The organism is Paraburkholderia strydomiana, from assembly GCF_031456815.1.
GTDB classification, from domain to species: domain Bacteria; phylum Pseudomonadota; class Gammaproteobacteria; order Burkholderiales; family Burkholderiaceae; genus Paraburkholderia; species Paraburkholderia caledonica.
Genome location: NZ_JAVDVL010000003.1, coordinates 542,607 through 566,121 on the forward strand (window position 1 = coordinate 542,607; position 23,515 = coordinate 566,121).

The 23,515-nt window shown below is 61.8% G+C and carries 21 protein-coding genes; 9 read left to right on the forward strand and 12 right to left on the reverse strand.

All coding sequences use genetic code 11. The features are described from left to right. The first annotated feature begins 76 nt into the window (after nt 1-76). Nucleotides 77-1,813, forward strand: a complete 1,737-nt coding sequence (locus J2W46_RS11995; RefSeq protein WP_204523071.1) for a peptidoglycan D,D-transpeptidase FtsI family protein — start codon at nt 77-79, stop codon at nt 1,811-1,813. A gap of 204 nt (nt 1,814-2,017) precedes the next feature. Next, nucleotides 2,018-2,275: a DUF2866 domain-containing protein gene (locus J2W46_RS12000; protein WP_020068060.1), complete on the forward strand. Its 258-nt coding sequence runs from the start codon at nt 2,018-2,020 to the stop codon at nt 2,273-2,275. On the opposite strand, the gene J2W46_RS12005 is transcribed toward J2W46_RS12000, so the two are convergent. Further along, the gene (locus J2W46_RS12005; RefSeq protein WP_020068059.1) at nt 2,257-2,889 is read right to left on the reverse strand and encodes a 2-hydroxychromene-2-carboxylate isomerase; all 633 of its coding nucleotides are present in this window, start codon (nt 2,887-2,889) and stop codon (nt 2,257-2,259) included. The two genes, J2W46_RS12000 and J2W46_RS12005, sit on opposite strands and share 19 nt — an antisense overlap. Before the next feature lie 42 nt (nt 2,890-2,931). Further along, the gene (locus J2W46_RS12010; RefSeq protein ID WP_087752138.1) at nt 2,932-3,558 is read right to left on the reverse strand and encodes a LysE family translocator; all 627 of its coding nucleotides are present in this window, start codon (nt 3,556-3,558) and stop codon (nt 2,932-2,934) included. 170 nt (nt 3,559-3,728) lie between these two features. Between J2W46_RS12010 and J2W46_RS12015 the strand changes: the two genes are divergently transcribed. The 4 genes from J2W46_RS12015 (at nt 3,729) to J2W46_RS12030 (ending at nt 7,070) form a co-directional block, all read left to right on the forward strand. Next, on the forward strand, nt 3,729-4,310 hold the full coding sequence (locus J2W46_RS12015; RefSeq protein WP_204523073.1) for an IMPACT family protein: 582 nt from the start codon (nt 3,729-3,731) through the stop codon (nt 4,308-4,310). Nucleotides 4,311-4,527: 217 nt separating this feature from the next. After that, entirely contained in the window at nt 4,528-5,067 is a 540-nt protein-coding gene (locus tag J2W46_RS12020; protein WP_027804634.1) for a hypothetical protein, read from the forward strand. 228 nt (nt 5,068-5,295) lie between these two features. After that, on the forward strand, nt 5,296-5,916 hold the full coding sequence (locus J2W46_RS12025) for a LysE family translocator (protein WP_088175835.1): 621 nt from the start codon (nt 5,296-5,298) through the stop codon (nt 5,914-5,916). A gap of 176 nt (nt 5,917-6,092) precedes the next feature. Beyond that, the gene (locus J2W46_RS12030; RefSeq protein ID WP_020068054.1) at nt 6,093-7,070 is read left to right on the forward strand and encodes a 2-dehydropantoate 2-reductase; all 978 of its coding nucleotides are present in this window, start codon (nt 6,093-6,095) and stop codon (nt 7,068-7,070) included. Nucleotides 7,071-7,187: 117 nt separating this feature from the next. On the opposite strand, the gene J2W46_RS12035 is transcribed toward J2W46_RS12030, so the two are convergent. From J2W46_RS12035 to oxlT, 3 genes are all read right to left on the reverse strand, one after another. Further along, complete coding sequence (locus J2W46_RS12035; protein WP_310354151.1) at nt 7,188-8,639, reverse strand: aldehyde dehydrogenase family protein; 1,452 nt, start codon at nt 8,637-8,639, stop codon at nt 7,188-7,190. 90 nt (nt 8,640-8,729) lie between these two features. Then, a complete protein-coding gene (locus J2W46_RS12040; protein ID WP_310353954.1) occupies nt 8,730-9,770 on the reverse strand; it encodes a LysR family transcriptional regulator in 1,041 nt (346 codons plus the stop codon). A gap of 33 nt (nt 9,771-9,803) precedes the next feature. After that, entirely contained in the window at nt 9,804-11,150 is a 1,347-nt protein-coding gene (gene oxlT / locus J2W46_RS12045; protein ID WP_020068051.1) for an oxalate/formate MFS antiporter, read from the reverse strand. A 364-nt stretch (nt 11,151-11,514) separates the two neighbouring features. Here oxlT and J2W46_RS12050 point away from each other — a divergent pair, with 364 nt between their 5' ends. Then, on the forward strand, nt 11,515-12,462 hold the full coding sequence (locus J2W46_RS12050; protein ID WP_027777430.1) for a LysR family transcriptional regulator: 948 nt from the start codon (nt 11,515-11,517) through the stop codon (nt 12,460-12,462). A gap of 96 nt (nt 12,463-12,558) precedes the next feature. Beyond that, entirely contained in the window at nt 12,559-12,864 is a 306-nt protein-coding gene (locus J2W46_RS12055) for a hypothetical protein (protein WP_131320457.1), read from the forward strand. A gap of 104 nt (nt 12,865-12,968) precedes the next feature. Here J2W46_RS12055 and J2W46_RS12060 read toward each other — a convergent pair whose 3' ends face one another. From J2W46_RS12060 to J2W46_RS12090, 7 genes are all read right to left on the reverse strand, one after another. Continuing rightward, the gene (locus tag J2W46_RS12060; RefSeq protein WP_310353957.1) at nt 12,969-14,015 is read right to left on the reverse strand and encodes an NAD(P)(+) transhydrogenase (Re/Si-specific) subunit beta; all 1,047 of its coding nucleotides are present in this window, start codon (nt 14,013-14,015) and stop codon (nt 12,969-12,971) included. Between the two features lie 63 nt (nt 14,016-14,078). Then, complete coding sequence (locus tag J2W46_RS12065) at nt 14,079-14,900, reverse strand: fumarylacetoacetate hydrolase family protein (protein WP_310354153.1); 822 nt, start codon at nt 14,898-14,900, stop codon at nt 14,079-14,081. Between the two features lie 82 nt (nt 14,901-14,982). Next, nucleotides 14,983-17,178, reverse strand: coding sequence for an acetate--CoA ligase family protein (locus tag J2W46_RS12070; protein WP_020068046.1), 2,196 nt, complete (start codon nt 17,176-17,178; stop codon nt 14,983-14,985). Between the two features lie 101 nt (nt 17,179-17,279). Next, nucleotides 17,280-18,527: a formyl-CoA transferase gene (gene frc, locus J2W46_RS12075; RefSeq protein ID WP_020068045.1), complete on the reverse strand. Its 1,248-nt coding sequence runs from the start codon at nt 18,525-18,527 to the stop codon at nt 17,280-17,282. 24 nt (nt 18,528-18,551) lie between these two features. After that, nucleotides 18,552-20,315 carry a thiamine pyrophosphate-binding protein gene (locus tag J2W46_RS12080; protein WP_020068044.1) on the reverse strand — a complete coding sequence of 588 codons (1,764 nt, stop codon included), beginning with the start codon at nt 20,313-20,315 and terminating at the stop codon, nt 18,552-18,554. Nucleotides 20,316-20,829: 514 nt separating this feature from the next. Further along, nucleotides 20,830-21,549: a GntR family transcriptional regulator gene (locus J2W46_RS12085; protein WP_027777423.1), complete on the reverse strand. Its 720-nt coding sequence runs from the start codon at nt 21,547-21,549 to the stop codon at nt 20,830-20,832. Continuing rightward, nucleotides 21,527-21,745, reverse strand: a complete 219-nt coding sequence (locus J2W46_RS12090) for a hypothetical protein (protein WP_020068042.1) — start codon at nt 21,743-21,745, stop codon at nt 21,527-21,529. Before J2W46_RS12090 ends, J2W46_RS12085 begins: the two co-directional genes overlap by 23 nt. A gap of 356 nt (nt 21,746-22,101) precedes the next feature. On the opposite strand from J2W46_RS12090, the gene shiA reads away from it, so the two are divergent. After that, the gene (gene shiA, locus J2W46_RS12095; protein ID WP_310353962.1) at nt 22,102-23,418 is read left to right on the forward strand and encodes a shikimate transporter; all 1,317 of its coding nucleotides are present in this window, start codon (nt 22,102-22,104) and stop codon (nt 23,416-23,418) included. The last annotated feature ends 97 nt before the right edge of the window (nt 23,419-23,515 follow it).

Here is a 23,515-nt window from a genome sequence, read left to right on the forward strand (position 1 = left end):
TACAGATTACGTTCTCATTACAATGAGCAGCACCGCCTTTGAGCGATGCAAGTCAATCCGCTGTTTATCCGCCTCTATGATCCAGAAGAAAAAGTCTCAACCACGCGACCCGTACGCTCCGGTCGCAAAGAACCAGTTGCTCGTTGCGCGTCTTCCAATGTGGCGCTCGAAGTTCATCGTCGTGCTGGTGTTCGGCGCGTTTGCCGCGCTCGCCGGCCGCGCGCTCTGGGTTCAGGTGGTGAATCGCGACTTCTACATCGATCAAGGGCAAAAGCGCTACCAACGCACGATCGAACTGGATGCAACGCGCGGCCGCATTGTCGACCGCAACGGCTCGATGCTCGCCGTCAGTCTGGCGACTTATGAGATCTGGGCGTCCCCGAAACTACTCGACGAAGCCGCGTTGCCGCCGCTTTCGAAGCTGCTCGATCTGCCGCTCGCGGAACTGCGTCGTCGTCTGAGCGGCGACAAGACGTTCGTGCTGCTGAAGCGCCAGGTCGACGCCGATACCGCCGGTCATCTTTCGAAGCTCGGACTCGCGGGCATCACGCAGATTGCGGATTCCAAGCGCTTTTATCCGGAAGGCGAGTCGGCGGCGCACGTGGTCGGCTTCACGGACATCGAGGACAACGGTCAGGAAGGCGTCGAGCTGGCGGCCAACGAACAACTGCTCGGCGTGCCCGGCCATCGCGAAGTCATCCGCGACCGGCTCGGCCGCGTCGTGTCCGAGACGCGCCCGCTCGTACCCGCGCAGAACGGCGAGACGATCCATCTGACCATCGACCGGCGCATTCAGCAACTCGCATACGGACAGTTGAAGGACGCGATTGCGAAACATCGCGCGGAAGCAGGCAGCGTAGTCGTGCTCGACGCGCGCAACGGCGAGATCCTCGCGCTCGCCAATTATCCGAGCTTCGATCCGAACGACCGCGCGCGTCTGACCGGGCGGCAATTGCGCAATCGCGCGGTGGTCGACACGTTCGAGCCGGGTTCGACGATCAAGCCAGTGGTCGTCGCGCTTTCCATCGACGAAGGCAAAGTGCGGCCGCAAAGCGTGATCGACACGGCGCCGGGCTGGTACAAGATCGGTCCGGCAGTGATTCACGACACGTCGAATCACGGCGCGATGACCGTTGCGGAAGCAGTGCAGAAGTCGAGCAATATTGCGCTCGCCAAGCTCGCGCTCAATTTGCCGGCCGAGAAAATCTGGACGAAGTACCAGGAATACGGGCTCGGCTTGCGGCCCGATCTGACGTTCCCAGGCGTGGCATCCGGCAAGGTGCGCCCGTACAAACGCTGGCGCCCGATCGAGCAGGCAACCATGGCATATGGCTACGGACTCTCCGCTTCGCTATTGCAGATCGCGCAGATCTACACCGCCTACGCCGGCGACGGAACGATGCACCGCGTGCGGTTGCTACGCGAGAGCACCGAGGCGGGCGGCAATGACGCGGGCGCTTCCGATCAAACGCGCCACGCGGTCACCACGCCCGGCACCGCACGCGCGATCCGCTCGATGCTGGAAATGGCCACGGGCGACGGCGGCACGGGGCGCGCCGCGACGGTGGAAGGTTACCGCGTGGGCGGCAAGACCGGGACTGCGCGCAAGCAGGTCGGCGCGACGTACGCGAAGAATCGCTACCGTGCACTCTTCGTCGGAATGGCGCCTATGAGCGACCCGAGACTGATCGTCGCCGTGATGATCGACGACCCGGCCGGCAAGGCGTTTTATGGCGGCACTGTCGCCGGCCCGGTGTTCAGCGCCGTAACGGGCGGCGCGTTGCAACTGCTCGGCGTGCCGCCGGATGCGTGACACTACGCGTGGCGCTCGACCCGAGCGCTACGCGTATGCGTGCGGATCTGCGCGATCTTAAGTCTCGCTTAATTCTTTGCTGCAACCATGTGACTCAACATCCCCTGTTGAGCCGCCAGATCACCGGCGGCGTTTTTTTCAGCGATGTTTGCCGACGCGCCAAGAGACAGGTTGCATGCCTGCAAAAAAGAAAGAGGTCACACCATGGTTGAGAACAAGGTATTCGAGCATCTGCGCGCCATGCCTGACAACGAATGGGTCCGGCAGATTCACTCATGCAAGGTCTCTGACCCGCTGCAACCGCCTTGGGGACGTTCGTACCGGCTCGTCGAATGGACCATGAAGCACACGCCCGAAGCAAGTCGCCGCGTGGTGCCCGCCGAAAGTACACCGCTCGAAATTGCGCAGGCCGTCGTATCGCATGTGCCTGGCAGGCGCTTCTGTCAGCGCGGCGACGAATAGCAGAAGTCCAACGCGTCTTCCAGCCGGTCGTTGCCCCAGAACATTTCGTCGCCGACAAAGAAAGTAGGCGCGCCGAAAATGCCCTTCGACGCGGCAGCTTCGGTCTGTTCACGCAGACGCAGCTTGTTCGCGTCGCTCTGCGCTTCGGCGACGATCTGTTGTGCGGGCAAACCGAGTTTCGCGAGCGCTTCGCTCACTACTTCGATCGAACCGATATCGCGGTCATGCACGAAATTCTGCTGCATGATCTCGCGACAGTAAGCAGCAATCCATTCGCGCTCTGCACCGAGCAGCGCCACACGCAGCGCGAGTAACGCGGCGCGCGGAAAAACGCTCGGACGTGTCAACGCAATGCCGTATTTGCGGCACTGGCGTTCCATGTCCTTCCACACGTAGGCGCCCTTCTCCTTCTGTAGAACGAACGGAGAATTGTCGAAACCAAGCGCGCGAAAGATCGGCCCTAGCAGAAACGGCCGCCAATCGACGCTCACACCTCGCGCCGCGGCCTCAGCCTCGATGCGCATGACGCTCAGGTAGCTATAGTTGCTGCCGAAGTCGAACCAGAACTCGATCCGGCGCGCCGGCGTGGCTGCGGAAGCGGCGATGTGGTCCATCTCTATTCTCGTGCAATGCAGGACAGTTGAACGGGAAAGCGCTCAGCGCGTTTGCGTCGCCACGCGCACTCCAAGCGAAATAAACAGCACACCGATGATCTTGTTCTGCCACCGCCGTAGCCACGTCAGGCGCTTGATAAGCCTGCCGAGCGGGCGAATCGTCAAGACGATCAGCGTGGTGTAAAGCGCGCTCATGCCGACGAAAATCAGGCCCAACGTCGTGAACTGCAAAAACGTGGAGCCGTGTTCGGGATGAACGAATTGCGGAAGAAACGCGAGAAAGAAAAGCGCGGTCTTAGGATTCAGCACCTCGGCGGGAATGGCTTGAAAGAACGCTCTCGATCCGGACACGGGCGCACTCGCGGGCACATTCGCGTTGGTCTGCTTTTCACGCAATGCGCGAATGCCCAGATAAACCAGATACGCGGCGCCGATCCATTTGACTGCGTTGAACGCGAGTGCCGACGTCATCAGCAAGGCAGAGAGGCCAACCGCCGCGCCCAGCGTGTGAATGAAGTCGCCCACTGCAATGCCGAGGCCGGTGAAGATGCCGGCCTTGCGTCCTCCGTGCACCGTGCGTGTTAAAACCAGCAGCACGGCGGGCCCGGGAATCAGAAAGAGGCCGAATACAACGGCAATGAAAGTGCCTAACGCGGATAGCTCGAGCATGTCGTCTCCAGATTGTTTGCGCCCGTCCGATGCAAGCGGACAGTTCGAACAGTGTACTTGCGACGCACGCAGCGCGCTTGCCGGCGCCGCAAACTGGCTATCATTCGAGTCTCGGGCTTCAACGGGCTCGCGAGTTGTGTCGATTATCGCTATTGACTGGAATTCCCAAGGTGACTTACACGCTGTCCACGCGGCACATCCACGAACTCGAGATTCGCAAGAGCCGGTTCATTGCGTACGCCGTGCCGGTCGAGGATCGCGACGCCGCGATGGACGAATTGCGCCGTCTGCGCGACGAGCATTCCACCGCAACGCACGTGTGCTGGGCGCTGCTGGCGGGCGGTCAGTCCGGCATGTCCGACGACGGCGAGCCGTCCGGTACCGCGGGCCGGCCAATTCTCGAAGTGCTGCGGCATCACGATCTGGACGGCGTGCTGGGCGCGGTAGTCCGCTATTATGGCGGCGTCAAACTCGGCGCGGGCGGCCTCGTGCGTGCATATACGGACGCAATTGCTTCGGCGCTGCTGGACGCGCCGCGAATCGAACGGATTGCACAAGGGTCGCTGACTGTCGAAGTCGGTTACGCCGACGAAGCCAAAGTGCGGCGATGGATCGAAGCTCAAGGCTACGCGCTCGCCGATACCGCGCACGCAATGCTCGTGAAGATGACCATCCGCTTGCCGGTCAACGCGGTCGAAGACGCACGGCGCACGCTAGTCGATATGACACAGGGCAAAGCCGGCTTCTTCTAATGGCAACGCCCCGGCGCTTTTTATTTCGAAGATGGCGCGCAGGTGCCCGCTGTTACCATGCTGTTCTTCAACGGCATGTATCACCATTTAAAGGGCCACTCTTCTGATCTCGACCGCCGCTTGTTCCAGCACAGCGCCCGAATCGGCGCGGCATGGTTCGCTTTCGCGTCATCCGGCGCGCCCGGCAGCGGGCACGCCGGCGACTCTGGGAAATATCGTGCTCAAGGGCTGCGGCGTGATCGCGCTGCCCCTGATGCTGTCCGCCTGCTCGTGGTCGTGGTTCGGGCTGAATAGCCCGCCCCGCGCGGCGGCCCACTCCACGGGCTGGCTCAGCGTCGCGCCCGCCCGCGATTTCGCGTACATGCCGGCCATTGAAGGACGCATGTCGCCGAATCGCATCGAAAACACGGCGATGACCGCCTTGGTGCTGAAAAACGATATCAACCAGACGGTGCGCGAGAGCGTCGCGAATCGTCTCAAGGTTGCTGGCTTCCATCTCAACGATGGCAGGAAAGTGCTGAGCGGCAACATCGAAAAATTCACTGTCGACGACGTCCGTTCGCCCGCGCTGTGGACACTGAAGATGCGCTACGTGGTGACGGATTCCGCCACGCAAAAGGTCGTGTTCTCGACCACCAAGACCGTCAAACGAAAATCGCCGAAGTTCACCAGCAGTTCCATTGCGATCGAAGACACGGTGAGGCTTAGCGTCGACGCATTGGTGGGCGATAGCGGATTCATCAATGCAGTGAACTGAGAACTGAGGGGCCTGCAGGAGGCTTCCGCCAGAGGCGTCTTCCAACGACACCTGCAAACGCCCGTCAGCGCAGACACGAGCAGAAGCGAGCAGAAGCGCCACCGGTTTTCGCTACAATCGGAAGCAGCGCAGCGCGTTTTCAGGTTGCGCGTTTGCGTGTTCGCGCGCTCGCGCATTTGCGGGTTTTCACCTGGCCCGCGCCCGCGCGTTCATTCCCTGCGAGGCTCCATGTCCACCACCGCCTGGCTGTTCTTCCTCCCCGCCTGTTTCGCGATCAATCTCGCGCCGGGGCCGAACAATCTGCTCTCGATCAACGTGGCCGCGCGGCATGGCTTCATGACTGCGTTTCTCGGCGGTACCGGGCGGCTGGTCGCGTTTGCGACCATGATTGCGCTCGCCGCCACCGGTCTCGCGGTCGTGCTGCACGCTTCGGAGTGGTTCTTTCTCGCTATCAAACTCGCGGGCGCCGCTTACCTGATCTGGCTCGCCATTCAACTATGGCGCAGCGACGCGCCTGCGGTGGACACTACGCAAGAGCAGCCCGCATCGCTCGCGAGGATCGCACGCCAGGAATTTCTCGTGGCGGCGGGCAATCCCAAGGCGATACTCGTCTTTACCGCGTTTCTACCGCAATTCGTCGACATCGGGAAACCGATGCTTCCGCAGTTCGCTGCGCTCGGCATGAGCTTCCTTGTGCTGGAATGCGTGGCTATCGCACTGTACTCGTGGGCGGGGATGCATCTGGGCAAGTGGCTTGTGCGCGCTCGCGTCAGGCGCTGGTTCAATCGCTGCTGCGGCGCATTCCTCGCCGCCATCGGACTCAGTTTCCTGCTCGTCCGCCGTGCCTGACCTTGGTGGAGCGCGAGCAGAAGCGCGCCGTCCATAAGCAATGCCTAATGCTTGCGCCGAGAAAGTTTAACTATCTGTATTGACCGCACGCCCCTATGCTCATTAAGTGACCCGCCGCCGTGCTCGGCGAGAGGCGGCATGGGCAAGCGACTTCTCATAGTCACAGGAGCGGCATCATGAAGATCTGCATCTTCGGAGCGGGAGCGATAGGCGGCTTGATGGGCGTGCAGTTGGCACGCGCCGGCGCCGACGTCAGTTTCATCGCGCGCGGCGCGCATCTCGCGGCAATGCGCGAGCACGGCGCGCGTCTGATTATCGACGGCGAGACGGTCAGCGCGCCGGTTCGCTGCACGTCCGACCCGAGCGAGCTCGGCGTGCAGGACTTCGTGATTATCACGTTGAAAGCGCACTCGTTGCCTGGCGTGGTCGACGCGATGCAGCCGCTGCTCGGCAAGCACACTGCCGTCGTGACCGGTGTCAACGGCATTCCGTATTGGTACTTCTATCAGCACGGCGGCAAGTTCGCCGGCACGCGGCTCGCGAGCGTCGATCCGGACGGCAGTCAGTGGACGAAGCTCGGCCCCGAACGGGCGATCGGATGTGTGCTCTATCCGGCCGCGGAAATCGTGGAACCAGGCCTCATCAAGCATGTGTACGGCAAGAAGTTTCCAATCGGCGAGCCGAGCGGCGAGCGCACGCCGCGCATCCAGCAGTTGCACGAGATCATGCAGGCAGCGGGTTTCGAGGCGCCGATCCGCGACAACATCCGCGACGAAATCTGGCTGAAGCTGTGGGGCAATCTGTGCTTCAACCCGATCAGCGCGTTGACGCATGCAACACTCGACGTGCTAACGAGCGACCCGGGCACGCGCGCAGTGTCGCGCACCATGATGCTCGAAGCAAAGCGCATTGCCGATCAGTTCGGCGTGCACTTTCGGGTCGACGTGGAAAAGCGCATTGACGGCGCAGGCGCGGTCGGCGCACATAAAACGTCGACGCTCGTGGATCTGGAGAACCGGCGGCCGATGGAAATCGATCCGCTTCTGACCGTGGTGCAGGAAATGGGACGCCTCGTCAACGAGCCGACGCCTACCATCGACGTCGTGCTTGCGCTCGTCAAACTGCGCGAACGCATGGCATTGCAGGGCGCGTGATCCGATAGGGTCTGTCTGCGCTTCTCGCGCTTCTCACCTTCATCGCGGTACGTTGAAAATGGATCGGACGCCGCGAGGCGTCCGATCCATTTTCATTTGCGCGGCAAAATACAGTTGCTATTGATCGATGGCCAGCCAGACCGCTTTCGGCTCGGTGAAGTTTTCAATCGCCACGTCGCCGTGCTCGCGGCCGAAGCCCGAATCGCCGGAACCGCCCCAAGGCAGGCGCACATCGGTATAGCCGTAGGTATTGATCCAGACGGTCCCCGCTCTCAGGTCGCGTGCCACGCGATGCACGCGACCAATGTCCGCGCTCCACACACCCGCCGCGAGGCTGTACAACGTCCCGTTGGCGATACGTATAGCGTCCGCTTCGTCGCTGAAACGAATCACGCTCGCCACGGGCCCGAAAATCTCCTCCTGCGAAATGCGCATTTCGTGCTCGACGTTGGCAAACACCGTCGGCTCCACGAAGAAGCCGCGCTCGCCGATGCGCGCGCCGCCTGTCACGAGCGATGCGCCTTCGGAGCGCCCAGCATCGACATAGCCGAGCACGGTCTTCATTTGCGCGGCGGAGATAAGCGGACCCATCGACGTTTCGCGTAACGACGGATCGCCGACCTTGATCGACTTTGCGCGCGCGGCGAGGCGCTCCACCACTTCGTCGTAGACATCGCGATGCGCGAGAATGCGCGAGCCCGCCGAGCACACTTGCCCCGTGTTGAAGAAGATGCCCGACGCCGCGGCCCGCACTGCGTTGTCGAGATTTGCATCGGGGAAAATCAGATTGGCCGACTTGCCGCCGAGTTCGAGCGTCACGCGTTTGAAGTTGCCGGCCGCGCCCTGCAGAATGCCGCGCCCCACCGACGGCGATCCGGTGAACGTCACCTTGTCCACGCCTGGATGCGCGACGAGCGCGTCGCCGACCACACGTCCCTTGCCCGTGACGATATTCAGCACTCCCGGCGGCACGCCTGCTTCGAGCGCGAGTTCGCCGATGCGCAACGCGCTGAGCGGCGTGATCTCCGCGGGCTTCACGATCAGCGTGCAACCGCACGCGAGCGCCGGCGCGATTTTCCACATGCCGATCATCAGCGGGAAGTTCCACGGCACGATCGCAGCGACCACGCCGACCGGTTCACGCAACGTATAGGTCAAAGCGTCCGGGCGAACGGGGACCACCTGGCCGTTGATCTTGTCGCACCAGCCTGCGTAGTACTCGAGCGTATCGATCGCGGCCGGAACGTCCTGGCGCATGACGGCGGCAATCGGCTTGCCCGCGTCGAGACTTTCGAGCGCGGCCAGTTCGTCGAGATTGGCGCGCATCAGACCGGCAAGGCGGGACAGAATGCGGCCGCGCTCTGCCGCCTTGATTCCGTTCCACACCTTCAATGCGGCGCGCGCTGCGCGCACTGCCGTGTCGACGTCGGCGGCGCTGCCTTGTGCAACGTGCGCGATCGGCTCCTCGGTAGCCGGATTGATATTGACGGAATATTCGCCCGTGCCCGGCGGCAACCGTTTGCCGTCGATCAACAGGTCATGGCGCCTGAGGCCGGTATCAGTGTCCATCATGAAGCTCCTTGCATTGAAATGTTGCTTGGGCTGATTGCTGCTAGCCGGCCTCGGGGCGAAGGCCGGTGTCGGCAAGTCGATCGAGCGCTACGGCTCGTGAAGCGCCGCGCCGCTGCGCGCGGCCGCAGGCCGGGAAGGGTCGCGAGGTGTCGCGTGCGGGGATGCGGCCGACGTCGTGTGTGCGGTCGGGTTGGAGATTTCGTCCGGACCGTCGTCCGGACTCGCGTTCCTGGAGGGCGCTCTGCCATGCGCCGCGAACTCCGCCCAGGCGGCCGCGGCATTCGGCCTTAGCGAGCGATTGCGGCGATGCACGAGTAGCGTCGTCAATGCTATTTCAGGAACGAGCGGCCGGCTCACCAGCGAGTCGCCGACTGCGGGCCAATGCGCGTCGACGGGCAGAACGCCGACGCCCAACCCAAGTTCCACCATGCGCAACACCGCCGCCACATGACCGAATTCCTGCACCGGGCGCCGCTTAAGTCCGTTCGCGCTGAAGGCCGGATCGAGCGCCGCACGCACGCCCGCGTCCGCATTCAATGTGACGAGCGCCCAGTCATGCAGCGCCGCCCACGCGACGCTGGCGTGGCGGGCCAGCGGATGCGTCGACGGCATCACCGCGTGCAGCGGCGTCGTGAACATGACCTGCGCGTGCAACTGGTCGTTGGCGAGCGGCGCGGCCAGCGAGACCACGCCGAAATCGACTTCGCCATGCTCGACGCTCGCAAGTACGCCGCTTTGGGGCTGATCCTCGACGGTGACCGTCAGTTCTGGATAGGCGGTCGCACAACGCGCGAGCCCCTGCGCGACCCATCCCGACGACAACACCGGATTGCTCGCCACTGCGACGACGCCGCGGTGTCCTTCGTAAGCCGCCCGCTCTTCGCGCAACGTCAGATCGATTTCATCGAGCAGGCGGCCAATCCTTCGTTCGAGACTGGCGCCCGCGTGCGTCAGTTGAACCTGGCGCGTCGTGCGATCGAACAATTTGAGTTCGACCGCATCTTCCAGCTCCCGCACACACCGGCTCACCGCCGACTGTGTCAGATCGAACTCGCGCGCCGCGCGTGTGAAACTCCGTTCACGCGCGACGGCGACAAACACCTTGAGTTGCTGCAACGAAACATTCATGAGGTCATGGCCGGCCGCGAACGGCTCGGCAGCCTATTCGCCGGTTTGCTCGGGCCAGTGGCTCAGCCGCGAGGCTTTGCCGTTACCCGCGACGGCGAGCACGCCCGGCTGGGGCTCGTCCTGCGAGTGGATCCAGCGCGAGCGCATCGGCGCCAGAATGAATTTCGCGGACACGCCGGCGGCAATCGTAATCACAGCCGAAACAGTGAACACGAGGCTCCATCCACCCGTTGCCGACAACACCGACGCGACCGGCACCAGCAGCGAAGCCGTGCCCTTCGCCGTGTAAAGCGTGCCGGCATTCGCCGCCGCGTACTTGCTGCCGAACGTGTCCGCGCAGATTGCCGGGAAGATCGAGAAAATTTCGCCCCAAAAGAGGAAGATCAGCGCGGCAAACGTCATGAACGCATACGGGTTCGTGCCGTACTCCATCATGCCGAGCAACGCGAGCCCTTCGCCGATAAAGATCGCGAACATCGTGTTTTCACGGCCGATCTTGTCGGAGATGAAACCGCACAGCGGACGCGTGAAGCCGTTGCAGATATTGTCGATGGAAAGCGTGGCTGTCAGCAGCGGCAGCGTAACGCCGAAGATCGTCATGGGAATGCGCGCAAGACCCCAGTCTTTTGCGATCGGGCCGATCTGCGCGGTTGCCATCAGGCCGCCGGCAGCCACCGCCACGAACGAAACGTAGATCACCCAGAACACTGGCGTCTTGATCATCTGGCCGGGCGTGAGGTCCACCTTCGACACCGCGAATTTCTTCTTTGCGGGCACATGCTTGCGCAACACAGGCTTCACCAGCAGCATGGCGAGCAGCAGAATCGCGACGCCCTGCAAGATACCGAAGAAAAAGAACGTGTGCTCGTAGCCGGAGCGGGTGATCATGTTCGCAATCGGAATCACCGTCACTGCTGCGCCCGCGCCGAAGCCGGCCGCGGTCAGGCCCGCAGCAAGGCCGCGGCGGTCGGGAAACCATTTCAAAGCGTTGCCCACGCAGGTGCCGTACACGCCGCCCGCGCCAATCCCGGCGATAACCGCGGAGACGTAAAGCATCGGCAAGGTCGTCGCGTACGAATTCATGACCCATGCAATGCCCGCGCACACCGCGCCGCCTGCCACCACTGGCCGTGGACCGAACTTGTCGACGAGCCAGCCTTCCAGTGGAACGAGCCAGGTTTCCGTAAGGATGAAGATCGCGAACGCCATCTGAATCGAGGCCTGGCCCCAGTGATGCCGCGCGTCCATCGGCGCGACGAACAGCGTCCACGCGTACTGCAGGTTCGCCACCAACGCCATGCACACCATGCCGATGACGAGCTGCCACCAACGGTTCGCCCAGAATACGCGGGCCGTGGTCTGTTGAGTGATATCGTCCATGTGCCTTGTCTCCGCAATTATTTAGTGCAGCCGGCCAATGCGCCGTGCTGTATGTGTCCCGCCTTATCGTTATGACCCGAAAAGCCTTGCAATTCGGGAATTTTTAATCTCTGCGTCTTTAAATCGCTTCCTTTTAATTAGCGAATTAATCATCGCCTTTTGGGAAGTTCTTAATTCCGACCAATCCTTTCTGCTGCTTTCCGCCGATCCCCTATCGGTCCCGCCACGCCTGAATCCAAGCGTTAACCCGAGTGTGAGGCCGGCAGCTTCGTTTTTCTTTACAAACTCATGCTAGGGTCATTGCTGAATTACTAATAATTAAAGTTTGTTATTATGTTGATTCACGTTTGCTTATACATCGGCCATGACGATGCGCAATGCCACGCTCCGGCAGTTGAAGGTATTCGAGACCGTGGCGCGCCACCTGAGCTTTTCGCGCGCCGCCGAGGAGTTGCACCTCACGCAACCCGCCGTTTCCACACAGGTTCGTCAGCTCGAAGAGCACGCCGGCTTGCCGCTCTTCGAACAGCTGGGCAAGAAGATTTACCTCACGCCAGCCGGCACCGAAATGCTGCACTACAGCCGCGCGATCATTCAGCAGTTTCACGAAGTCGACGAAGCCATGAGCCAGTTGAAAGGCGTCTCCGGCGGCAAGCTGAATGTGGCGGTCATCAGCGCCGGCGACTACTTTTTTCCGCGACTGCTCGCGGAGTTCACGCGGCGCTACGCGGGCGTCGTGCTGAATCTTGCGGTGCACAATCGCGAGGAGTTGCTGCATCAGCTCGCGACCAATCAGACCGATCTCGCGGTGATGGTGCGCCCGCCGCATGAAATGGACGCCACGAACGAGCCGTTCGCGCCGCACCCGTACGTGATCGTGGCCGCGCCTACGCACCCGCTCGCGCAAAAGCGCAACATCAGGATGAGCCAGTTGGCGAACGAGGCATTTATCGTACGTGAGCGCGGCTCGGACACCTGGAACTCCATGGAGGAGGGCTTCGCCGGTCGCCTCTCCAATCTGAAAATCGCGATGGAGATCAAGAGCACCGAGACAATCAAGCAGGCGGTCATTGCCGGCATGGGCATCGCATTTCTGTCCGCGCATACGATCAGTCTCGAGTTGCAGTTGGGCCACCTGGTCGTGCTCGATGTCGAAAGCTTCCCGGTCATGCTCAACTGGTATGTCGTTCATCGGAAGAACAAGCGTCTGCCGCCCGTTGCCGTGGCGTTCAAGCGCTTCCTGATGGAAGAAGGCGCGAGCCTCATCGAGAAGATCACTCGGGTGAAGGAACTGAGCGTGTATAAGCAATAGCCTATGGAAATCCAATAAAACTTTAACTATTGCAAATCGATCAGTACTTCTATGCTGCAAGCGAGTTCCATCACTTGTCAGCCCAGGAGGCCGATCATGAACCACGCTTCGGTTGCGACTCATGCCAGCGCACGTACAACCCGCGCTACCGCCGATCATCCCAACGACCCGCATCTGAGCGCCTACAACGCCGCGTTCAGCGATCTGGGTCTGCGCTTTCGCTGGGACCACGCCACGCTCGACATTCTTAGCGAGTTCAACAGCGAAGCCGCTCGCATCACCGCTTTCATCGAGCGCTTTCACGCGCATCTTCACCGCGCTTATGACGCCGATTTCCTCGCTCAACTGATCCTCCAGAAGAAAGCGCAGTACTACAGCGAATTTGCCGCCACTGGCGAATGAGCGGCACGGCGGGAACATGTTCCCGCCGCGTAGAGACTCTGTGGTTCTCGTTCCCTCTGCTGACAGATAGGCCGTCGAGGTCTGTGCTTTCATCGTGGCGGGCTTCATGGCTGTCGGCTTACCGGGAATCGGTTGGGCAGGCGGCGCGCCGCAGATGCGCGAGTGTGCGGTTGCCCGTTGCCGCTGTTATGCCAGCCTCGACGGTGACGGTATGCTGCCGCGCGCACCATGCCGGCGTCCCACGCTTCACGAATCTCTTCCGGCTGTGCGTCATGTCGCCAGTCCATCGCGACAGCCATGCTGCGAACGCCGCGCGCGGCATGGGCATGCGCGTGGACGTTCGGACACTCGCAAAACTCCGAATACCCGGAACGCTCGGAATACCCGGAACGCTCGGAATACTCGCGACTGAGCATCGCATGCACGCCTATTGACGATGCAAGCGCGCTGATTGCGAGCAGCGCGGCGAGTCCGAACGGCTGTACCGCTTCAGTCGCGAACCCGTAGCCGAGCCATCCACATAACAGAAACGCAGCGACGTTGACGATGTCGTGGCCCCGACGCGCCGCCACACGAAGCGGCAACACACCGCGCAATTTGCAGAATGCAATCGCCGATGTGGCGAAGATCAACGCGCCGGCGAACACGGCCATGCAAAGCTCGATCCGCTCCAAGACCGCCTCGATCGACGACGGTAACGACAATGGCGGCGATAAATAACGGACAACGCCGACGACCACGATCGCCAAGCCCATGCCGCTCGCCACCAGCGCGACGAGCGCGGGCTGCCGTGCTGCTAGATTGCGCCGACGCGCGAGCTGCGCACCGGCAAGGGCGCCTGCAACTGCCGCGCAAATATGGGCGACACCAGCACCCAAGCCCGCGGCGAATACGCCGGAAACGGTGGCGGCCAACGCGGCGGCACGCCAGCAAGGCTGACTTCCGGACGCCACATTCGAGCACGACCGCGAGCGCGAGTGATGAATCGGCATCCGCGGCAAGGGCCGCAGCATCTCAGGCAGTCCGTGTAACGGCAATTGCCCGAGCGCCGCAAGCACCGAGCCGAGCGCACAAGCCAACAGCCCGGCGAGCGTCGCCGTCAACGGTACGAACATCCCCAGCCACACGGTACTGTCTGACGCTTGCGACACGCGTGCTCCTTCGTGTTCTCGATGCAACTCCGCGCGCTCGTGGCCCGCGGACCGACCCACCGTTCAAACGAGTCCCGCTACGACGCCTGGTTTCGGCGTCTCTGAACCGGCCGCGCGTGCCGCGTTCAGTGTGTTGCGCAACGTGCCGATCCCGTCGATGGAAACCGACACCGTCGCCCCGTCCTTGATCGAGCCCACGCCTATCGACGTACCGCATGCGATGACGTCGCCGGGTTCAAGCGTGAGGTCTCGCGAAATGAGGCTCACCTGCTCGGCCGGCGAAAACACCATGTCGGCGAGCGGATAGTTCTGCCGCTCGACGCCGTCGAGCATCGTCACCAGATTCGCGCTTTGCCAATCAAAGCCCGAGACGATCGCCGGGCCAATGCAGCAGAAAGTATCGAAGCCCTTGGCGCGGCACCATTGCGGAAAATGCGGATTCTCGTTGAGCAGATCCGCAGCGGTTACGTCGTTGACGAGCGTGTAGCCGAAGATCGCCTGAGCGGCCTCTTCGACGTCGGCATCCCGGCAACGCCGGCCGATCACGATGCCCAGCTCACCTTCATAGACGATCTTGCCCGCGTAGCTGGCTGGGCGGCGGATCGGCTCATCGGAGCCGATCACTGAGCCCGCCGGTTTCAACAGAAACAGCGGGTGCGTCGGCACCGGCTTCTCGAGCTTTGCGGCAAGCGCGTGATAGTTATTCCACAGCGCGACGATCTTGCCGGGCGCACAAGGTGCGAGCGGCGTCAGTGCGCGCGTGGACAACACCACGCCGGTCGGCACCGGCTGATCGAGACTTTCGTACTCGTGCAGGTAGGCACCTTCGACGCGGCCGAACACTACACCGCCGTCGTTCGACATGAAACGCATCCACGTATCCATATGCCGCTCCTTGAGCGCTTCGGCACGATCTTCGTCGCTCATCGCGACGAAAACCGTGCCGCCTCCTGTTTTACGCGTCAGGTCAGATCAACCCGGCACCGCGCGCCCACTGATACTTCGCACCCAGCACCGCGACAGGAATTTCCGTCGAATACGCGTACGCGGGAACACCATGCGCATACAGGTACTCGGCCGCCTCTTCCACCTGCACGTCGCCCGCGAGCGATGCGACGATCGGTTTCTCGATGCCGCGCGCTTTCATCTCTTCCTTCACCTCGACAACGAGTCGCGCGAACACCATCGGCGGCGTGATGATCGTGTGCCAGTAGCCGAGAATGATGGAGTGAATGCGCGGATCTTCGAGGCCGAGGCGTATCGTGTTCTGATACGTCGACGGCGGCTCACCGCCTGTGATGTCGACAGGATTCCCTGCGGCACCGAACGGAGGAATGAACTTGCGGAACGCGGCGTCGAGATCGGCCGGCATGGTCATCAGCGACAGGCGGTTGTCCACGCAAGCATCGGACAACAGCACGCCCGAGCCGCCCGCCCCGGTGATGATCACCACGTTCTCGCCCTTCGGCGTGGGTAGTTTCGGAATGCCTCGCGCAAATTCCAGCAGGTCGCGTAGAGAGCGGGCGCGTATCACGCCGCACTGCTTGAACACGTCTTCGTAGATGCGGTCGTTGCCTGCAAGCGCGCCCGTGTGCGAACTCGCAGCGCGCGCACCGAGACTCGTGCGGCCGGCTTTCAACACCACCACTGGCTTCTTCTTCGAGACGCGCGCCGCCGTCTCCGCGAATGCGCGACCGTCTTTCAGGTCTTCGCAATGCTGCGCAATGATGTCGGTGTTTTCGTCCTGTTCGAAGAAGGTCAGCAGGTCGTCTTCGTCGATATCGGACTTGTTGCCGAGACCTACGATTGCCGACACGCCCATCTTCGCCGAACGGGAGAAGCCGATGATCGCCATGCCGATGCCACCGGACTGCGAAGACAACGCCGCCTTGCCCTGCACATCGTACGGTGTGCAAAACGTTGCGCACAGATTCTTCGGCGTGTAGTAGAAGCCGTAAATGTTCGGGCCCATCAGGCGAATGTCGTACTCGCGCGCAATCGCAACGATTTCCTGCTGGCCCTCCACGTTGCCCGTTTCCGCAAAACCTGAGGGAATCAGCACCGCGCCGGGAATGCCTTTCTTACCGACTTCCGTCAGAGCGCCGGCGACAAATTTTGCCGGAATCGCGAATACGGCAACGTCGATATCGCCCGGCACGTCCAGCACGCTCTTATAAGCCTTGCGTCCCATGATCTCGTCGGCCTTGGGATGGATCGGATAGATCTCTCCCTGATAGCCGCCGTTGATCAGGTTCTTCATGACCGAGTTGCCGATCTTGCCGTCTTCCGCCGACGCGCCAATGACAGCGACGCGATCCGGCTTCATGATGCGGTTCATCTGCCGCACGATGTCTTCCTGACTCGGCCGGTAGCGCTCGACTGGCGGCTCGAAGTCGAGCACGATCCGTACGTCGGCGGCAATCGCGCCACGCTTGCTCGCGAACACCGGGTTCAGATCCAGCTCCGATATCTCCGGGAAGTCGGATACGAGCCGCGACACGTTTTCAATCAAGCCCGCGAGCGCCTCACGATCGACCGGCTCGCCGCCGCGCACGCCTTTGAGCATCTCGGCTGCCGCAATGCCGTCGAGCATCGAACGCGCGTCGTCGCGTGTAGCCGGGGCGAGGCGGAACGTAATGTCCTTCAGCACTTCGACGAGTACGCCGCCAAGGCCGAACGCCACCAGCTTGCCGAATGACGGATCGGTGACCGCGCCGACAATCACCTCCTGGCCGCCGCCGATCATCTGCTGCACCTGCACGCCGAGCAGGTTCGCCTGCGCGTTATAGCGCTTTGCGTTCTCCATGATCGTCGCGAAGCCCTGCACCACGTCGGCAGCATTCTTTACGCCGACGAGCACGCCGCCCGCCTCCGTCTTGTGGAGAATTTCGGGCGAAACGATCTTCAGCACGACCGGGAAGCCGATCTCGGTCGCAAATTGCGCGGCTTCGGCCGCGGTCGTGGCGAGCGCTTCTTTCGGCACCGAAATGCCGTAGACGTCGCACACGAGCTTGCCTTCCGGCGCGGTGAGCGAGGTGCGGCCTTCCGCTTTGGCGTGATCGAGAATATGCCGCACGACGTCCTTGTTGGCGACCTGCGCGTGGCCGTCGGGCGTGTGGGCGGTGCCGCGTTCTTTCAGTGAGAGCGTGTCTTCGTATGCCATGTCCTGCCGTCTCCAATGCGGGTTCGAAAGGCGCCGCCCGGCACCGCGCTCGCCTGAATGGCGAGCGGCGGGCGGCTTGCACTACGGTTTTTCTAATGCGCCTAGATGGCGCCGGCGGTACGCAATGCGCTGATCTGTTCGGGTGAATAACCCAGTTCAGCCATGACTTCGTCGGTATGTTCGCCAAGCAGCGGCGAGCGCTTGACTTCGGTGGGACTGTCGGACAGTTTGATAGGATTGCCGACTGTCAGATATTTACCGCGCGTCGGATGATCGACTTCGACGATCGTGCCGGTTTGACGCAGCGAGGGCTCTTCCGCGATCTCCTTCATCGAAAGAATCGGCCCGCACGGAATGTCGTACTTGTTGAGGATCTGCATGGCCTCGAACTTGGTCTTGGTCATGGTCCAGCGCTCGATCTCCGCGAAGATATCTTTCAAGCGCGGCAGACGCGCGGCGGGCGTCGCGTAGTCGGGGTCGGTGGCCCACTCTTCCTTGCCGATCACGTTGCAGATCTTCGCCCACACCGGTGCCTGCGTGATGAAGTAGATGTATGCGTTCGGATCGGTCTCCCAGCCTTTGCACTTCAGAATCCAGCCGGGTTGACCGCCGCCGGACGCATTGCCCGCGCGCGGCACCGCTTCGCCGAACTTGCCGTTCGGATACTGCGGATACTCTTTCATTACGCCGGTGCGTTCGAGCCGTTGCTGATCGCGCAGTTTCACACGGCACAGATTGAGCACGCCGTCCTGCATGGCGGCAAGTACGCGCTGCCCCCGGCCGGTTTGGGTGCGCTGATAAAGCGCGGTGACAATGCCGAGCGCGAGATGCAACCCCGTGCCGCTGTCGCCGATCTGCGCGCCGGTCACGACAGGCGGGCCGTCGTCGAAGCCCGTGGTGGATGCCGCACCGCCCGCGCATTGGGCGACGTTCTCGTACACCTTGCAGTCCTCATATGGACCAGGGCCAAAGCCTTTCACCGACGCAACGATCATGCGCGGGTTCAATTCCTGAATGCGCTCCCAGGTAAAACCCATGCGATCGAGCGCGCCCGGCGCAAAGTTCTCCACCAGCACGTCGCATTTCTGGATCAGTGCTTCAAGAACCTGCTTGCCTTCGGGGTTCTTCGTATCGATCGTGACCGAACGCTTGTTATGGTTGAGCATCGTGAAGTACAAGCTGTCCACGTCCGGAATGTCACGCAGTTGTTCACGCGTGATGTCGCCTGCTCCGGCTCGCTCCACCTTGATCACGTCCGCGCCGAACCACGCCAGCAATTGCGTGCATGTCGGGCCCGATTGCACATGCGTGAAATCGAGAATGCGCACGCCGTCGAGTGCTTTGCCCATGTCGTGTCTCCTAAGGTATCCGTATTACTTGTACATGGTCTGGTTCTTCGTGCCCGGCGCGTACTCGCGCGGGTCGACCCAGATGTTGACGACAGCCGAGCGCCCCGTGCGATGAATTGCTTCGCGTGCACGCTGCAATGCGCCTGCGATCTGCGCTGGGTCGCGCACTTCCTCGCCGTGGCCGCCGAGCATTTCGGCAAACTTGCTGAAGGGCACGTCGCTCAGCAGGTTGCCTACATTGCCGCGCTCGTCGCCGTATTTCGCGAGCTGGCCGTAGCGGATCTGGTTCATCGCCGAGTTGTTGCCGATCACCGCGAGGTACGGTGCGCCGAAGCGGTTCGCCGTTTCCATGTCGAACGCGGTCATGCCGAACGAACCGTCGCCGTAGTAGCAGAGCACTTCCTTCTGCGGGTGCGCGATCTTGGCTGCGAGCGCGAATCCGGTACCGACACCGAGCGAGCCGAGCGCGCCCGGGTCCATCCATTGGCCAGGACGGCGCGGACGAACGGCTTGCGCGGAGATCGTCACGACGTCGCCGCCGTCGCCGATATAAACGGTGTCGTCGGCGAGAAACTCGTTGAGCTCGTAAGCCACGCGATACGGATGAATCGGCGTGCTGTTCGACTTGAAGAGCGGCATGAGTTTTTCAGTTGCCGTCGCTTCGGCGTCCTGCAACTGCGCCATCCACTTACGGCGTGCCTGGCGCTTGTCATCCTTCAGGCGGCCGCTTGCGGCTTGCAATACAGCGGCGAGGATCGCTCCCGGATCGCCGACCAGCCCGAGGTCGATATCGCGGTTCTTGCCGACGGTCCGGTAGTCCATGTCGATCTGCACAAGCGTCAGTTCTTTACTGATGCGCTTGCCATACCCCATGCGAAAATCGAACGGCGTGCCGACGACAATGAGTACGTCCGCATTGGCAAACGCCTGTGAACGCGTGCGGTCGAAATGATGCGGATCGCCCGGCGGCAGCAGCCCGCGGCTCGCGCCGTTGAAATAGCCGGGAATGTCGAGGCCGCGTAGCAGCGCGATCGCTTCCTCATGACCGCGCGCGGTCCACACCTGCTGTCCGTACAGAATCGCGGGGCGCTCGGAATTGACGAGAATATCCGCGAGTTTCTCGATGTCGCGCGGGTCGCCAATCGATTTGGTCGACGCGCGATAGTGACCCGGCTGCGGCACGACCGCGCGCGAGAGGTCGACTTCGCGGTCGAGTACGTCACGCGGAATTTCAAGGTATGCCGGACCGGGCGCGCCGTTGAAGCACTCGCGCGCGGCCATCGAGATCATGTCGGCGACCCGCTCCGTGCTCGACACGCTGGCGGCAAACTTCGTGATAGGCGCCATGATGTCGACGTGCGGCAGGTCTTGCAGCGACCCCATCTTGTGTTGCGTCAGCGCTCCCTGTCCACCGATATGCAGAATCGGGCTCTCCGAGCGGAACGCGGTCGCGATGCCTGTCACCGCGTTCGTGCAGCCGGGCCCCGCGGTGGTGACCACGCAGCCGAGTTTGCCGGTCTGCCGTGCATAGCCGTCTGCCGCGTGCGCGGCGACCTGCTCATGACGCACGTCGATGATGCGAATCCCTTCGTCCACACAACCGTCGTAAATGTCGATGATGTGGCCGCCGCACAGCGTGAAGATCGTATCGACCCCTTCGTTTTTTAGCGCCTTCGCGACCAGATGGCCGCCCGAGACGACGCCCGCGTTGCGCGTCTTCTGCTTGAGCGTGTCTTCGGCTGTGGTGCTGGCTGTGCTTGGGTTCAGGGATGAAACAACTGCAGACATGGTCGTCTCCTGTGTGTCGACCGGAGCCTGCGCTCTTGCGCTCGGTCCGGTCCCATGCTTTGGCATCGATGGAGGTCTACGCGTGAGCGCTTACTCCGGTCCCATGAAAGACTGCTGCTTGGTGGTTCTGTAACGGTTATCGACTGATGCCCCGTTCCGGGACTCGCCTTCGCGTTTTATCCCGACCTCTCCACATACGGTATGTGATATATCAACGAGAGGCAAGAGTTATCCAACGGCCTTTTCAACATCTGCATTTCCCTGCAGAGCCTTACGAGACAAGCGATTGCCGCTTATTGCGGCTCGTCCCGAACACCGGTTCGAGGGAAAACACTGAGCGGACTTCATAAACGCTCACTGTTGATATATCACATACCACATTTCACAAGCCGTCAAGCGCGGTGTTTCCCTACGCGCCACGCGCCAAATGAAAAAAGCCCGCGGCGTGCGAACACCGCGGGCTTTTCGCTACTGATGCAAGGCCGCTGGCAGCGGCCTCGTCTAACTTAAGTTGTCAGTCGAGAAAATCGCAATTCTTTTCCACGAACGCCGCCAGGTCGAGCGAATGCTGACGCGTGAGACGTTCGGCCAGTTCCGTGTCCCGCTTTTCCAGCGCCTCGATGATGCGTAAATGGTCGACGATCGACCGCGAAGCGCGATCGCTCTGCGAGATCGTCATGCGCCGGATCGCACGCACGTGGATAAAAATATTCTTGATGGTGTCGAGAATGATCTGCGACTTCGACAACTCGACGATCGCCTGGTGAAAGGCGATGTTCGCGTCCGAATACTCGGCAATGTGCTCGGCCGGCGTCGCGTCGCGGAAATTGTCGAACATGTGCCGCAGGCGGGCGATTTCCTCGTCTGTAGCGCGCTGTGTCGCGAGACGGGCAGCCATGCTTTCGAGCGCGGCCCACATGTGGATCATTTCGACGATCTCGCGCTTGCTCTTGCGCACGATGTAAATGCCGCGACGTGGGACCATGCGCAGAAAGCCTTCCTGCTCGAGCAGCGTCATTGCCTCGCGCACCGGCGTCCGGCTTACTCCGAGCGTTTCGCTCAGCACGCGCTCGTCCAGACGGATTTCATCCCGAGTCTGGTAGATGTCCGCGTCGGCAATAGCCTGACGCAACATTGCGTAAGCCTGATCGCGCAAGCTCGCGCTTGCGCCGATAGGCTGTAAAGACAATGTCAAAGGTGTTGCCACTGCTTCAGTTTGAAGTTCCGACGACATTCATCGCCTCTTGTTGAACATGCATACGATAAGGCACCGCCGCTTCCGCGCGCTGCTCATCAAGGCCGATGAAGCGGCCATGTTGCGCTGCGAGTTGTGCGACCGGCTGCGGAATCCAGCGGGCCAGCAGAACGGTGGCGGCAGAGCCCAAGCCAACAACAGCGGCAGCCAGCAGCGAGAGAGGAACAAATTCCATTTATAGCTCCAAATGATTGAGTGAACGAATGACTCAATCATATGCTGCATCGCCGCAAAAATCAATATTCGGTATGTAGTATATCAGTGACTGTTGTTTTCACATCACCTCTTACGGTAGCACGCACCGCTCCGTCCCGCCTGCCCTTCAATTGAACTCGCGCCGCTCCGTGTATACGCGGAAAACGCGCGCTATGCGCGCAGCAGCGTCCGATGATCGCGCAATATCGCCGAAGTGCGGATCGTTTGGCGCCTGCCTCGTATTAATCTTCCGCACATCGTGCAACCGATCAGCCTCGCCCGCATACGCCGCGACGGCGCCGGTCGGCAGTCGTTTCGAGAATCCAAGGAGACCGTATGAGCACCACCCTCTCGCCGGCCGCAGTGGCCGACAATCGCGCGGCGCGCAACCGGGCACGCAAAGCGGCGCTCGGCAGCTTTGTCGGCGCCGTCGTCGACTGGTACGACTTCCTGCTGTACGGGATTGTTGCAGCACTGGTCTTCAACGCCGAGTTCTTTCCGAAGGTAAGCCCGGCAATGGGCACGCTGGCCGCCTTCGCCACATTCGGCGTCGGCTTTCTGTTCCGCCCGCTCGGCGGCTTTGTATTCGGCCACTTTGGCGATAGGCTCGGTCGCAAGCGCATGTTAGTGCTCACTGTCATGATGATGGGCCTTTCTACCGCTGCAATCGGCCTATTACCGTCGTTTTCGACGATCGGCTGGCTCGCGCCGGTGCTGCTCGTCACGCTGCGCGCGATTCAGGGCTTTGCGGTCGGCGGCGAATGGGGCGGCGCAGCGTTGATGGCCGTCGAAAGCGCGCCGGAAAAGAAAAAGGCGTTTTACAGCAGCGGCGTGCAGGTCGGCTACGGCGTGGGCCTCGTGCTGGCGACGGGCCTCGTCGCGCTGATCAGCCGCTCCATGGATAACGCGTCGTTCATGAGCTGGGGCTGGCGCTTGCCGTTCCTGTTCAGCGTGGTGCTGGTGCTGATCGCGATGTGGATTCGCTCCAGCATGGAAGAGTCGCAGGAGTTCGTCGAAAAAGTCGGCGCGCGCGGCGAGCGCAGTGTGCGGCTGCCGATTGTCGAAGCTTTGCTGCGTCATCCGAAGGCGTTCCTGCTGATCATTGCGCTGCGTCTTGCCGAGCTGTTTACGATGTACATCGTGACCGCGTTCGCACTCAACTACTCGACGGCGAATCTTCACATGCCGCGCGAATTTTTCCTCACGATCGGCCTGCTCGTCGGCGCCGTGAGCTGCGTGACGATTCCGCTCTTTGCAATGCTCGCCGACCGTTTCGGCCGCCGCCGCGTCTATATTGTCGGCGCGCTCGTCGGCATGTTCAGCGCGGTGCCGTTCTTCCTTGCTCTCGAAGCCCGCTCCACCGTATGGATCGTCGTGTTCGCCGTGATGCTCGCGAACATCGCGCACGACATGGTGGTAAGCGTTCAGCAGCCGATGTTCACCGAACTCTTCGGCACCGAATATCGCTACAGCGGCGCGGGTGTCGGCTACCAGGTAGCGAGTGTGGTCGGCGGCGGCTTCACGCCGTTCATCGCGGTCGCGCTGGTCAGTTTTGCCGGCGGTTCGTGGCATCCGGTGGCGGGCTATCTCGCGATCGGCTGCCTGATTTCCGTGATAGTCGCTGCGAAGATGAAAACCGGGCGCACTGTCTGAACGACCGACCGCAGTTAAAAAAGCCGGCGTGGCGCGATGGCCACCGCCGGCTTTTTTTACTTTATCCACGTGGTTGAACGGCTTTCTTCGGTAGGCC